12 protein-coding genes are annotated in these 13,435 nt (G+C 63.4%); 2 read left to right on the top strand and 10 right to left on the bottom strand.

The window, feature by feature from the left end; genetic code table 11:
• Positions 1–2 precede the first annotated feature (2 nt).
• The 4 genes from AC25Y4_RS02480 to rpsP all read right to left on the bottom strand — a co-directional run bounded on the left by AC25Y4_RS02480 (position 3) and on the right by rpsP (position 2,386).
• Positions 3–836 carry a formate/nitrite transporter family protein gene (locus AC25Y4_RS02480; RefSeq protein ID WP_488118785.1) on the bottom strand — a complete coding sequence of 278 codons (834 nt, stop codon included), beginning with the start codon at positions 834–836 and terminating at the stop codon, positions 3–5.
• Positions 837–1,081: 245 nt separating this feature from the next.
• Positions 1,082–1,705, bottom strand: coding sequence for a ribosome maturation factor RimM (gene rimM, locus AC25Y4_RS02475; protein WP_488118784.1), 624 nt, complete (start codon positions 1,703–1,705; stop codon positions 1,082–1,084).
• A gap of 7 nt (positions 1,706–1,712) precedes the next feature.
• The gene (locus tag AC25Y4_RS02470) at positions 1,713–1,949 is read right to left on the bottom strand and encodes an RNA-binding protein (RefSeq protein ID WP_441728429.1); all 237 of its coding nucleotides are present in this window, start codon (positions 1,947–1,949) and stop codon (positions 1,713–1,715) included.
• A 2-nt stretch (positions 1,950–1,951) separates the two neighbouring features.
• On the bottom strand, positions 1,952–2,386 hold the full coding sequence (gene rpsP / locus AC25Y4_RS02465) for a 30S ribosomal protein S16 (RefSeq protein ID WP_488118783.1): 435 nt from the start codon (positions 2,384–2,386) through the stop codon (positions 1,952–1,954).
• 198 nt (positions 2,387–2,584) lie between these two features.
• On the opposite strand from rpsP, the gene AC25Y4_RS02460 reads away from it, so the two are divergent.
• Entirely contained in the window at positions 2,585–3,736 is a 1,152-nt protein-coding gene (locus tag AC25Y4_RS02460; protein ID WP_488118782.1) for a glutamate--cysteine ligase, read from the top strand.
• Here AC25Y4_RS02460 and AC25Y4_RS02455 read toward each other — a convergent pair.
• The 5 genes from AC25Y4_RS02455 to ftsY are packed head-to-tail and all read right to left on the bottom strand — an operon-like array spanning position 3,733 to position 8,025.
• Positions 3,733–4,530, bottom strand: coding sequence for an LLM class F420-dependent oxidoreductase (locus AC25Y4_RS02455; RefSeq protein WP_488118781.1), 798 nt, complete (start codon positions 4,528–4,530; stop codon positions 3,733–3,735). The two genes, AC25Y4_RS02460 and AC25Y4_RS02455, sit on opposite strands and share 4 nt — an antisense overlap.
• A 3-nt stretch (positions 4,531–4,533) precedes the next feature.
• Positions 4,534–4,965: an META domain-containing protein gene (locus AC25Y4_RS02450; protein ID WP_488118780.1), complete on the bottom strand. Its 432-nt coding sequence runs from the start codon at positions 4,963–4,965 to the stop codon at positions 4,534–4,536.
• 53 nt (positions 4,966–5,018) lie between these two features.
• Entirely contained in the window at positions 5,019–6,584 is a 1,566-nt protein-coding gene (ffh, locus tag AC25Y4_RS02445) for a signal recognition particle protein (RefSeq protein WP_488118779.1), read from the bottom strand.
• 30 nt (positions 6,585–6,614) lie between these two features.
• Positions 6,615–7,118 carry a DUF2004 domain-containing protein gene (locus AC25Y4_RS02440; protein ID WP_488118778.1) on the bottom strand — a complete coding sequence of 168 codons (504 nt, stop codon included), beginning with the start codon at positions 7,116–7,118 and terminating at the stop codon, positions 6,615–6,617.
• A 31-nt stretch (positions 7,119–7,149) separates the two neighbouring features.
• Complete coding sequence (ftsY, locus tag AC25Y4_RS02435; RefSeq protein ID WP_488118777.1) at positions 7,150–8,025, bottom strand: signal recognition particle-docking protein FtsY; 876 nt, start codon at positions 8,023–8,025, stop codon at positions 7,150–7,152.
• 143 nt (positions 8,026–8,168) lie between these two features.
• On the opposite strand from ftsY, the gene AC25Y4_RS02430 reads away from it, so the two are divergent.
• Complete coding sequence (locus tag AC25Y4_RS02430) at positions 8,169–9,584, top strand: FAD-binding oxidoreductase (RefSeq protein WP_488118776.1); 1,416 nt, start codon at positions 8,169–8,171, stop codon at positions 9,582–9,584.
• 28 nt (positions 9,585–9,612) lie between these two features.
• On the opposite strand, the gene smc is transcribed toward AC25Y4_RS02430, so the two are convergent.
• Entirely contained in the window at positions 9,613–13,275 is a 3,663-nt protein-coding gene (gene smc, locus AC25Y4_RS02425; protein WP_488118775.1) for a chromosome segregation protein SMC, read from the bottom strand.
• Between the last annotated feature and the right edge of the window lie 160 nt (positions 13,276–13,435).

The raw sequence follows: 13,435 nt of genomic DNA, 5'->3' as shown, positions 1-13,435 counted from the left end.
GCTTACTGTCGGATCCCGTCCATTGCTGGAACGGGGGTGATGTCCCGTTCAATCTTCGTTCGGTGCGAGAAGTAGAGCAGAGCGGCCGTCAGCGTGACTCCCCCGACAAAGTTGCCGAGCAGAACCGGCAGTTGGTTCCAGCCCCACCAGTCGAGCACGCTCACGTGCGCACCAAGCAGCATGCCGGCGGGGATGACGAACATGTTTACGACGGCATGCTCGAACCCGAGCGCGAAGAACATCGTGACGGGAAGCCACATGGCCAGGATCTTTCCGCCGGTGGTGGTCGATGTGAACGCCAGCACAGCGCCGAGCGTCACCATCCAGTTGCAGAGCACGGCCTTGATGAAGACCAGAGCGAGGCCAGATATTCCGAGCGCCTCGTAACCGATGGTCTTGGTTTCTGCGATCTTGATGATCATGGCGACGAGAGGATCTGACTGGTCGGTGCCCATCTTGGTGATGGCGGCCAGATACAGCGCCGCGTACAGTCCGCACCCGATGAGGTGTCCGATGATGACGAACAGGAAGTTCCTGAGCATCCGTCTGACTGTGGTCTTTCCCTCAAGCACTGCCAGGGGAATCAGTGCAAAACTCCCAGTGACGAGTTCCAGGCCGAGCAACACAATCATCACGAAGCCCACCGGGAAGATGATGGCCCCGACGATGCCCAGCTGAGACTGAGAGGTCGCGGTAAACGCGAGCGTTGTCGCGCAGGCGAGGATCGCCCCTGCGAGGGTTCCGCGTGCGAGAAGCTGGCCGATGCTGAGTGATGACTTGTCAACGCCGGCCTGCACGATGCTGTCGATGAATTGATCGGGTTTCACATAGGACATGGCGTGGCGCCTCCAGATGAATACAGCGGACGAATATGGCCCGATTCGAACCAGTAATCCCCGATTCGAACCAGTAATCCGAGCGTAGAAGCGACACGGTCCCCGCCGGTTTCGCTCCGATCTCTCCGCCGTAAATTCCGCCTCAGCACGTCCGCGACGCGATGTGAGTTTGTGCCCAGATACGACTGTGGCCCGCCTCATCCCTGTTCAGGATGTGGCGGGCCAGAGTGCACTGAGCGAGAACGCTATTCGGCCGGGCGAGTTTCCTCAGCTGGCGTTTCAGCGACCTCGGCAGACTCGTCTGCTTCCTCAGCAGGAAGCTCTTCAAAGAGCCCCAGCGGCGGAGTGACAGTGACGATGCCGGCCTTCACGTCAACCGTCGGCACGATGGCCTTGACGAACGGGACCATGACGTCACCGTTCGGGGTCTTGACGATCAGCAGGTCTTGCGCCGGGAAGTGGTCAAGGCGGGAGATCGTTCCCACCGTGACCCCATCACGGACGACGTCGAGCCCGACCAACTGGTGGTCGAACCAGGCATCTTCTTCGTCGGACTGCTCGGCGGCATCCTGCTCGATCCACAGGATCGCCTTTGCAAGCGTTTCTGCGGTCGTGCGGTCTGACACGCCCTTGAAGAATCCGACTGCGTGCTCGTTGTACCAGCGAAGTTCGACGAGTTCAAGCGTCTTGCCGTGCCAGGCCGAGCCCGATGGAACCTGAAGCGTGAACACGGCGCCAGGGACGAAACGACGCCCCGGGTCATCCGTGAACAGCTCAAGCTTGATAGCACCCTTGAGGCCATGAGCCTTCGTCAGGCGCCCCACCCGAAGTTGGGTGTGCGGCGGTGTTGCGTTATTCTCCGAGCTCATTGCCAACTCAGAAATCAGTGTCAACGACATCGACACGCACGCGCTTGCCGTCAGCGAGAGCGGCCACGAGGGTACGCAATGCCTTGGCGGTGCGACCTGCGCGACCGATCACCCGACCGAGGTCCTCGGGGTTCACACGAACCTCGAGAACATCGCCGCGGGGTGAGTTCTTAGCTGCAACATGCACATCCTCAGGGTGATCAACGATCCCCTTGACGAGGTGCTCAAGCGCGGGAGCGAGCAAAATTACGCCTGGTCCTCTGCTGCTGCATCGGTCGAAGCGTCATCGGCCGGAGCCTCGACTGCTGCTTCTTCCTTGACAACGACCTTCTCAGCCTTCGGCTTGAGAACAGGCTTCTTCTTCTCGTCAGCGACGAAAGCAGCCTTCGGCTCCTTGACGCGGACGGTGCTGACAGCGTTCTTGTCGCCCTTGAACTTGCCCCAGTCGCCGGTCAGCTTGAGGAGAGCCTCAACCTGCTCGGTCGGCTGAGCGCCAACGCCCAGCCAGTAGAGGGCACGTTCGGAGTCGACCTTGATGACCGAAGGCTCTTCGGTCGGGTGGTACTGGCCGATTTCTTCGATGACGCGACCATCGCGCTTGGTGCGCGCGTCAGCGACAACGATGCGGTAGTACGGCGCGCGGATCTTGCCCAGGCGCTTCAGACGGATTTTGACAGCCACAATTCTCCTGTGTGTTCTTTATTTTTGGCGAACTGAGGGCCGTGAGCGTGGGGGCACACTCGGCACAAGCTCAATGGGGTTCTGAACGCCGGATTAGAGGGTCGGGCGAAACAGAACTCGACTAACCATTCTGTCAGACTTGGTGAAGATTGTGATAATCGAATATCGCCGTCGGACAACCGCAGCAGGAGAATCTACGTGAAAATCGATTTCAGCCGCTCAGAGCGATCCACCATCGGCATCGAATGGGAGCTTGCCCTCGTCGATCAAACCAGTGGCGACCTCGTGTCGATCGCGACGGAGGTTCTCGATGGCCTGCGCTCCCCTGACGGCTCTCCGCACGCCCACATCACCGGCGAGCTGCTGCTGAACACCGTTGAATTGGTGTCCGGCGTCCATCACACGGTGGCTGACGCCGTCACCGACATCACCGGCCAGCTCGACGAAGTTCGCGAGGTGGCTGCGCCGTTCGGCGTCGACCCTATGTGCAGTGGCTCGCATCCGTTCGGCCAATGGTTCGACCAACAGGTGACCGACAACGAGCGCTACCACCGTCTCATCGATCGCACCCAGTGGTGGGGGCGAAACATGATGATCTGGGGCATTCACGTTCATGTCGGGATTGAAGACGTCAACAAGGTCATGCCGATCCTGAACGGCCTGCTCTGCTACCTGCCCCACCTCCAGGCCCTGTCGGCCTCCAGCCCGTACTGGGCCGGCGTCGACACCGGTTATGCGTCCAATCGCGCCCTCATGTTCCAGCAGCTCCCCACGGCAGGCGCACCGTGGGGCCTCGCCGACTGGGCGGCGTGGGAAGAGTACGTCGCAGACATGACCAAGACCGGAATCATCACCGATGCCACGGAGGTGCGCTGGGACATCCGCCCCGCACCACGCTGGGGCACGATCGAGGTGCGGGTGTGCGACGGCGTCTCAACCGCCCTGGAACTCGGCGCGATCGCCGCACTCATCCAGTGCCTGGTCGAATGGATGTCGAGCAGGATCGATGCCGGGGAAACGATTCCGACCATGCAGCCGTGGTTTGTACGCGAGAACAAATGGCGTGCGGCGCGCTACGGACTCGACGCGGAAATCATCCTGGACGCGGCGGGCACCGAGCGCCTCGTGACGGATGACGTGCGCGAACTCGTCGAGACGCTGACACCCATCGCCATCACACTCGGCTGCCTCGCCGAACTCGAGTACCTCATTGTGATTCTCGACTCCGGCGCCAGTTACCAGCGCCAGCGGGCAGTGGCTGCGTTGAATGACGGTGATCTGGTTCACGTCGTTGCCGCACTTCGCAACGAGCTGAAGACCGGCAGGGCGGCTGTCACACCCGATAGCTAGGGCGTTGCCTCGTTCTTCGAATCGCGCCAGGCCAGCCAGTCCCTCACCGCGGCCAGATCGTAGTCTGGGCCCGAAATACCGATCGTGAACAACCGGGTTCCTAGCTCGTAGAGATCGTCGGCTTCGCTCACGGAACGCGACCGGAGTTCCGTTGAAATCTCGATGGCCGAGAGGTCACGCCCTACCCGGTCACACCACGAGCCCAACACGCCCAGCTTGTGCTCGAGCACGGATGGGCTCGAGAAGGAGTGCCAGATATCCGCATGGGTGGCAACGATCCGCAGCGTCTTCTTCTCGCCTCCCCCGCCGATCAGGATCGGGATGTCGCGAACGGGCGGCGGGTTCAGCTTCGCCCACCGTGCCTCGATGCGAGGGAGGGCATCCGCCAGGGCATCGAGCCGAGAACCCGGCGTACCGAATTCATAGCCGTACTCGTCGTAGTCACGTTCGAACCAACCGGAGCCGGTTCCGAACAGGAAGCGGCCGCCACTGATGTGATCGATCGTACGAGCCATGTCGGCCTGCAGGTCGGCATTCCGATAGCTGTTGCAGTTGACGAGCGCCCCGATTTCAATCGTCGACGTCTGCTCTGCCCAGGCAGCCAGCATCGTCCACGACTCGAAGTGCATTCCGTCTCGGTCACCGCTGAGCGGGAAGAAGTGGTCCCAATTGAAGGCGATGTCAGCGCCGAGCGCCTCGACCGCGCCAACAGTTTCCCTGATCTTCTCGTATGAAGCGTGTTGGGGTGCGAGTTGCACGCCAAGCCGGACAGGGCGTGCGTCTGCGGATGCCACGACTCAGCTCGCTGGGGTGGGTGCCGTGCCGGGGATCAACGAAACCAGGACATCGCCGGAGGCGTCCTTGAGCTCAAGTGAGTCACCGTCACCGGAGACCGACTTGGCCGTTGCCATCAGTGTTGGCAGGGGCTTTCCCTCGCAGTAGATCAACGTCGACGGGCCGGCCGTCGTGGTCAACGCACCGTCTGAGCCGAGCTCCCACGTGCCCTTGACGGTGTTACAGCCGTCGGATGACGTCCAGTCTCCGCCGTCGTCGATTGTCAGGTATGGCTGCGTATCCACATCGAACGTCTCGTCGACGACCCAGGTGCCGATGAGGTCATCGGCAGCAGGATCTGAACCAGACGAGCCGGTACCCGCCGTTCCGGCACAGCCGGACAGCAGGGTGAGAGCAAGAGCACAGCTACCGGCGAGTGCCACAAATCGACGCATTGAAAACCCCTCACGAGTCAGTTGAATTGACCCGAGCCTAGCGGTTCGCGCCTCTAGCGCCCCAGCATCTTCTGGAGCGCCGCCATTTCCTCTTCGGTCGGCGCGCCACCCTTATTGCCACCGAGACCGAACCCTGAGCCGCCTGCTGCACCATCGCCAGCTGCCTTCACACCAGAGGCCAGCGCCGCGTTCTCAGCAGCGCGCTTGGCGGGGTTGCCCGACTTGGAGCCCTTCTTCTTCGCGACCTGCTTGCCGCGGCCACCGCCGAAGCCGGCTCCGGGGATCGGACCCATTCCTGGGATGTTCGGCATGCCGCCCTTTGCGACGGTCTTCATCATCTTGGCGGCCTGCTCGAAGCGTGCCACCAGTGAGTTCACCTCTGTGACACTCGAGCCGGAGCCCTTGGCGATACGAAGGCGCCTGGATCCGTTCAAGAGCTTGGGGTTGACGCGCTCTGCCTTGGTCATCGACTGGATGATCGCTTCTGTACGCACAATCTCGCGTTCGTCGAAGTTCTCGAGCTGCTGCTTCATGGCGCCGGCGCCTGGCAGCATGCCCATCATCTTCTTGATCGAACCCATGTTGCGCAGCTGCTGCATCTGGCCGAGGAAGTCGTCGAGCGTGAAGGTGTCTGTCGCGAACTTCTCCGCGACCTTCCGTGCCTCTTCCTCGTCGAACGAGGACTGTGCCTGCTCGATCAGGGTGAGGATGTCACCGAGGTCGAGGATGCGGCTGGCCATGCGGTCGGGGTGGAACGGCTCGAAGTCGTCGAGGGATTCACCGGTTGAGGCGAACATGATCGGGCGACCGGTCATGGACGCCACTGACAGGGCGGCACCACCGCGCGCGTCGCCGTCGAGCTTGGTGAGCACGACTCCGGTGAAGTCGACGCCCTCCTGGAAGGCCTTGGCCGTCGCGACCGCGTCTTGCCCGATCATGGCGTCGATGACGAAGAGAACCTCGTCTGGATTGATGGCCTTGCGGATGTCTGATGCCTGCTTCATGAGCTCGGCATCCACACCGAGGCGACCAGCGGTGTCGACGATCACGGTGTCGTAGAGCTTCGTCTCTGCGAACTTAATGGCGTCCTTGGCGACCTTGACCGGGTTGCCAACGCCGTTGCCTGGCTCCGGGGCGAACACGGGAACGCCGGCCTGGTTACCGACAACCTGCAGCTGGGTGACGGCGTTCGGACGCTGCAAGTCGGCAGCGACGAGAAGTGGAGTGTGGCCGTCTTTGGCGAGCCACTTGGCAAGTTTTCCGGCCAGCGTGGTCTTACCGGCACCCTGGAGGCCGGCCAGCATGATGATGGTCGGCGGCTTCTTGGCGAACTCAAGTCGACGCTGCGACCCACCAAGGATCTGCACGAGCTCTTCGTTGACGATCTGAACGACCTGCTGGGCAGGGTTCAGCGCCTTGTTGACCTCGTCGCCGAGCGCGCGCTCACGGACCTTGCCCGTGAACTCCTTGACGACGTCGAGCGAGACGTCTGCATCGAGCAGAGCGCGACGGATTTCGCGAACGGTGCCATCGACATCCGCTGCGGAGAGCTTGCCCTTGGTGCGGAGATTCTTGAAAGTCTCGGCCAGGCGATCTGAAAGGTTCCCAAAAGTTGCCATTGTGGCTCCAGTTTAACCCGGTGAAACCGGTTAGTTTTCCATCTGCACGGCGATGGTGTCGCCGTGCACGTCAATTGTGACCATGAGTACGTAGTCCGTGTCCTCAGGGCTGATCGAATACTCCAGCAGCGCGAAGCGCTCTTCGTTTCCAGCATTGTGCGGCATGAACGTCACGCGCTGCACCTGGATCGAGCGCAGGAAGTCAATCTGCCTGTCGCCTGAGTCCCAGATGATTGCGTCATCCAGTGCGCTGGAATCCATGTCGTCAACTACAGCGGTGATGTACTCGATTGTCTTCGAGCCTTCGGCGCTGAGGTCGGCCACGAGGGACTCCCTCACCTGGGAGTCGAGCTCTTCAATGGCGTTGATCATGCCGGCGACAATGTCGAGGGATTCGACGAGAACGGCAGCCTCGTCGGGCGCGGTCACGTCAATGTCGACGCTCTGGTCACCGAGTTCCGTCGTGTCAGACCAGTAGATCTCGCCGTCGTCGTCGCTGCCGAGAATGCCGAAGTAGTCGTGTTCGATGGTCATACTGTCCTCAATAATCGATGTCTCACGGGCCTCAGCCCACGAGCTTCTGTGCAAATACGTGTGGCGTGAAGCCGGTGAGGTCGTTGATTCCCTCACCCTGCCCGATCAGCTTGATCGGGATGCCCGTCTTTTCCTGCACGGCGAGCACGAAACCACCCTTGGCTGACCCGTCGAGTTTCGTCAACACGAGCCCGGTGACCCCGGCGTGCTCGATGAACGCCTCGGCCTGGGCGAGCCCGTTTTGGCCTGTTGTGGCATCCAGCACGAGGAGGACCTCAGAGATCGGCGCCTGCTTTTCGACGACACGACGAATCTTCGTGAGTTCGTCCATCAGGCCGCCCTTGGTCTGCAAACGCCCGGCGGTGTCGATGATCACGATTTCCGTGCCCGTCGCCATCGCCTTTTCCACGGTCTGGAATGCGACGGATGCCGGATCCTGGCCGTGCGCCTGCGGACGCACGATGTCGGCCCCAGCGCGCTCTGCCCAGGTCGCGAGCTGCTCAACGGCCGCAGCGCGGAACGTGTCAGCCGCGCCGATGAGCACCGTGCGGTCGTAGGTGCGCAGGAACTTCGCGAATTTGCCGATGGTGGTGGTCTTGCCCACACCGTTCACACCGACGACCAGAACGATGGCCGGGCGTTCGCTGAGCTTGAGGGTTGGATCGTATGCCGCCAGGCGTTCTTCGATGCCCTCGCGAAGCATCCGCTGCAGGTCTGCCGGATCGGTGGTGTTGTACTTCGCCACCTTCGCGCGCAGGTCAGAGACGACGGCGTCGGTGAGGTCGGGTCCGAAATCGGCTTGTATCAGCGCGTCTTCGAGGTCTTCCCAGCTCTGGTCGTCAATGAGTTTCTTCGTGAACATGCCGCGCAGTGCGCCAGACAAGGACCAGGGGGTGCGTTCAGCCATACCTCTAGCCTAGGGCCGGTCGGGGGCGATCGCCTGTCGGCCAGAGGGGGCTGGCAGAGCGCCTATATGCCGGATACCCTCTGTCCCAACCCGACGATGTCGCGTCACCGGCGCGCCATCACCCTTTCGAAAGGACGACTCCCGTGACACTCTCCCCCGATCACAGCGCTTCCCCTGATACCAGGGCTGATGCAGCCACGGAAGCGCTTGAGAGGTTGGCATCGGCGTTGACCGGCTCGTTGCTTCTCCCAGGAGACACCGACTGGGATGTGGAACGCATGGGCTGGAACCGTGCCGTCGACCAGCATCCGGTTGCCGTGGCTTCGCCACACACGACCGATGACCTGCTGCTGATCCTGGCCACCGCCCTCGCCGGCGAGTTCGAGGTTGCGGTGCAGCCGAGGGGGCACGGGGCCAACGATCCACTGACCGACTGCATCCTGGTTCGGATGAATGCTTTCGACGAGATCAGCATCGACGTTGAGAAGCGGATCGCTCGCATCGGCGCTGGTGTGAAATGGGGCAGTGTCCTCCCCCTCCTCGATGGCACGGGACTCGTTCCGCTCTCAGGTACCAACCCGGACGTCACCGTTGCCGGCTACCTGCTCTCTGGGGGTCACTCCTGGTTCAGCCGCTGGAAAGGGCTGGCCGCCCACTCGATTCGTGCGGTCGAACTGGTCGACGCATCAGGGACGTTCCGCCGAGTCACCGCTGACTCGGATCCTGACCTGTTGTGGGCGCTGCGCGGAGGCTGCGGGCTGTTTGGCATCGTGACCACACTCGAAATCGACCTCTACCCGGCACCGGAACTCTTCGGCGGAAAGATCATCTTCCCTGGCGACGCGGCTGAAGCGGTCTTCACCAGCGTCGATGCGGTGATGACGGACGCGCCTGATGAATTCAGCATCTTCTTCGGCATGATCAACATGCCCGACGTCGAATTCGTTCCTGAACCACTCAGGGGAGGCACCTTCGCCACCGTGGATGTGGTCTATGTCGGGACGCCCGCGGACGGCACGGCGTTACTGGCCCCCATTCTCGCGTCGGCGCCGGTGCTGATGGATCTCACGCATCCGTTCAGCATTGGCTCGATCGGCGAGGTGTCTGCGGAACCGACGGAGCCGTCGGCCACGCACGACTGGTCGTGTGCGCTCACCGATTTCGGCGACGCGGGGTTTGCCGGCTTTATTGCTGCATTCAAGGCAGGGAGCCAGCACGGACTCACGCTTGTGCAGGTGCGTCCGCTCGGCGGAGCGCAAGCCGACCCGAGCCTGGATGACACGGGCGCCGTCGGACACCTGGACGCCGGCTATCTCGTCTTCGCTGCGGCCATCTTTGGCGGCCCCGGCATCGAACTCGACGTGGCGCAGATCTTCGCTCCCCTCGAAGCCGCAACGGCAGGCCTCACCAGCCCGCGCTCCGTGCCGTCGCTGCTCTCCCGCGGGCAGGACCTGTCGGACGCGTACAGCATTGAGGTTCTTGAGCGGCTCTCGCTGCTCTCAATCGCGGTCGACCCTGAGCGCCTCCTGCACAGCAACCGGCCGCTCCCCCGCGCGTAGGCTGCGCCAGCACCGGGGAGAAGGCCTCCTACGAGGCCTTCTCCTCTGCTGCGGCGATCCGTTGACCGACGACGGCAGACACGCCGTCCTGGCGCATGGACACACCGTAGAGCGCGTCGGCGATCTCCATGGTGCGCTTCTGGTGAGTGATCACGATCAATTGGCTGGTTTCGCGCAGGTCTTCGAAGATGGTGAGCAGGCGGCCAAGGTTGGCGTCGTCGAGCGCCGCCTCGACCTCGTCCATGATGTAGAACGGGCTCGGTCGCGCCTTGAAAATGGCGATGAGCAACGCAACGGCGGCCAGCGACCGTTCGCCGCCAGAGAGCAGCGACAGCCGTTCGATCTTCTTGCCGGCCGGCTTCACCGTGACCTCAATGCCTGTTGTGAGCATGTCGTCGGGGTTGGTGAGCTGGATGCTGCCTGTTCCGCCGGGGAACAGCACCGGGAAGACCTTGCCGAACGCTTCCTGGGTATCGGCGAATGCGCTGGAGAAGATCGTCTCCATCTTGCCGTCGATCTCCTCGATGATCGTCAACAGGTCGGAGCGGGTCTTCGTGAGGTCTGTCAGCTGTTCCGTCAGGAATTTATGGCGTTGCTCCAACGCCGCGAACTCCTCAAGGGCGAGCGGGTTGACACGGCCCAGCTGCCCGAGCTTTCGTTCGGCGGCCGCTAGGCGCAGCTTCTGTTCGTCACGGTCGAACGGGATGCCGGCAGCCGATTCGGGGCCCTGGGTCGCAGCGTCACCCGTCACGGCATCCTGATTCCGGCCACCGGCCGTGGTCACGACATCGAGAGGGATGAGTTGGTCAGGACCGTATTCGGCGACCAGGACCTCCTCGACGAGGCCGAGTTCGCTCCCGACCCGCTCCAGGAGGTTCGACAGGTGCAGTCGCTTCTCGTAGATCTGGAGTTCGAGTCCGTGGACGCTCTCCGTGATGGTCTGGAGCCGTAGTCTGGCCGCAGATTCCTCTCGGCGGAGTGCGAGGAGTTCTTCGTTCTGGGTCGCGCGCTCCGCCTCGGCCGCCGCGAGACGCTGCCTGGCCTCCGCAACAGAGGCATCCACGGAGCTCAGCACTGCGGGAAGCGTCTCGGCAACCGAGCTGGCGGCATCAATCTGCCTGCGGCGGATGACGGCCAGGCGGGCTGCCTCTTCTGCGGCGGCGCGCTCGGCTTCCTGTCGAGTTGCCAGCGCTGCAGCGCGGCTCTCCTCGGCGCGAACGCGCTCTTTGGCCGTCTCGACCCTGAGCCTGGCCTCGATCTCCCCCTCGCGAGCGGATTCGAGTTCGGCGTACACGGCGTCCCTGGTGCTGACGTCGAGGAGGGGGCGTGGCCGGGATCGCGCGGTCTCCAGCTCTGCCACGGACTCGGCGACGGCACGTTCCGCTGGGAGCACGGCGTCTGTGGCCTGCTCAAGACCGGCGGTGAGCCTGTCGTACTCTGCAACGGATGCTTCCAGCTGCACCTTCGCCCTGTTGAGCTGCTCTGCGTGGCTGGCGCGTTGGGATTCCTGCGCGCGAATCTCGGCTCTCGCCTTCGTCGCCTGCTCTTTCGATGTGTGCAGGTCTGCGCGATGCTCTGCGAGCACGAAGCGCGCCCGTTCGATCACGGATGTGACCTCAATCAGACGCTCAGCGGCGCTGTCGCGTTCTGCGACGAGCTCGAGCCTGCTCTGCTTGGCCCCAGATCCGCCACGCAGCACGTACTCGGTCAGCACTTCCCCGGCCAGCGTGATCAGCGTGGGCTGCGGAATATTCTCGCGCGCGGCCAGCGCCTGGAACGCGCTTCTTGCCGTTTCCAGATCGTCGGCGATGAGGGTGTGCCGCAGGATCCCGATGACCCCGCCTGGCGCGTCGACCACGGTGTGGGCAGGCACGACTCCCGGGAGGTCGGGTGGTGATCCCCACGCCGCGCCCTGCTCTGTACGGGCATCGGCTGTGCGAGCGTCGGCTGCGCGTGTTGCCGGCGTGGCCACGATGACGTCGACCCGGCCTAGATCGGCTGACTTCGCCTGTTCAATGGCGGCAAACGCGGCGTCGCGGTCATCGGCAAGTACAGCGTCGGCCAGTGAACCGAGCGCCGCGGCGATAGCCGCCTCGTAGCCTGGCTGCACCCGCACATGTTCTGCGAGCAAACCGGTGACACCGGGGATCCCCGCTGCGACCAGCGCACTGGACCCATCACGCTGGTCGAGGGCGAGTGAGAGCGCACCCGACTTCGCGGCCAGCGCGTCGCGTTCCCGCTCTGCGGTGTGCAGCTCGTCGCGCAGACGTTCGATCTCTGTCTCCGTGTCGCGGATATGAGCCTCTGCCTGTTCCAGGATCTGGTCGAGATCGAGGCCATCGTCGGCGCCTGCGTCGTCGGCGCTTGCCTCGTCGCCGTTCGGAGCGCCCGCCGTCTCGAGCTCGGCGAAGCGTGCTGCGTGCACGTCACGTCGTTCGCGGGCGGCATCGATGGCGTTCTGCTGGCGAAGCACTTCGCCGCGCAGCATGGCCAGCCGCGATGCGGCCGTTTCTGCTCGGCCGGCAAGTTGGGAAACCTCAAGGTCGTGTGATGAGACGAGCGCGGCCTGCGCTGCGATCTCTTCGTCGATGGCGTCGAGCTGGCTTCGCGTGGCAACGGTCACCGCGTGCGCGTGTGTCCAGGCAGTCTCGGCAGTCGTGATGGCGGCGCGCAAGCGTTCGATCTCGTCCGCGGCATCCGTCAGCATCTGTGGGGTGACGCTCGGGCCGGTCTCAATGTTGTCGGCCTGGGAGCCGAGCAGTGCCAGCCGCTGATTGGCGAGCGTGTACAGGCCGCGCAGCCGTTCCTGCACTGACTCAAGGCCGAAGCTGGTCTGCCTGGCGACATCCACCGCGTCCCCGACCTGCGCCTGCTCAAGGCGCTCGATGCGGAGTTGCTTCTGCTCCAGCTGTTCCTGCAGCACCATGCGTTCCGCGTGGCGCTCGCCTTCTGAACGAGAGTGCACGTCGAGCGCGCGTCGGAGCGTGACAACCTCGTCAGCCAGCAGACGGGCACGCGCATCGCGCACGACGGCGGCTATGGTTTGGGCTTCGCGGGCGATCTCCGCCTGTCGGCTGAGGGGCTTCAGCTGGCGCCTGAGCTCACCGGCCAGGTCACTGAGCCGCGTGAGGTTGGCCTGCATCGCGTCGAGCTTCCGCAGCGTCTTTTCCTTGCGTCTGCGATGCTTCAGGATTCCGGCGGCTTCTTCGATGAAGCCGCGACGATCTTCAGGGCTAGCGCGCAGGACGGCATCCAACTGGCCCTGGCCGACAATGACGTGCATCTCCCGGCCGAGACCGGAATCGCTGAGCAATTCCTGCACATCGAGAAGGCGACAGGCCTGCCCGTTGATCGCATACTCGCTCCCGCCGTTGCGGAACAACGTGCGCGAGATGGTGACCTCTGAGTACTCGATCGGCAGCGCGCCATCTGAATTGTCGATGGTCAGGATGACTTCTGCCCGGCCGAGCGGACCCTTCGTCGTGGTGCCGGCGAAGATGACGTCTTCCATCTTGCCGCCGCGGAGCGTCTTAGCACCCTGTTCACCCATCACCCAGGCGAGGGCGTCGACGACGTTCGACTTGCCGGACCCGTTCGGCCCCACCACGCAGGTGACCCCCGGCTCGAATGCGAATGTCGTCGGGCGCGCGAACGACTTGAAGCCCTTCAGGGTGAGGCTCTTCAGGTACAACGGGCCCGCCCTCTCAGCTGGTCGGTGGCGAAACGGGTGGCGAAAAATGGCGGATGCTGTGGCGCGATCCGATGCGGACTATGGCTGCCACGCTGGGTCAACGGTACCGGATTTCCGCCGAAAATCAGGGATCGGGGCCGACGATTCGCCCTATCGGAAG

The organism is Leifsonia sp. Y878, from assembly GCF_057669685.1.
This window is presented reverse-complemented; position numbering and strand designations above follow the sequence as displayed.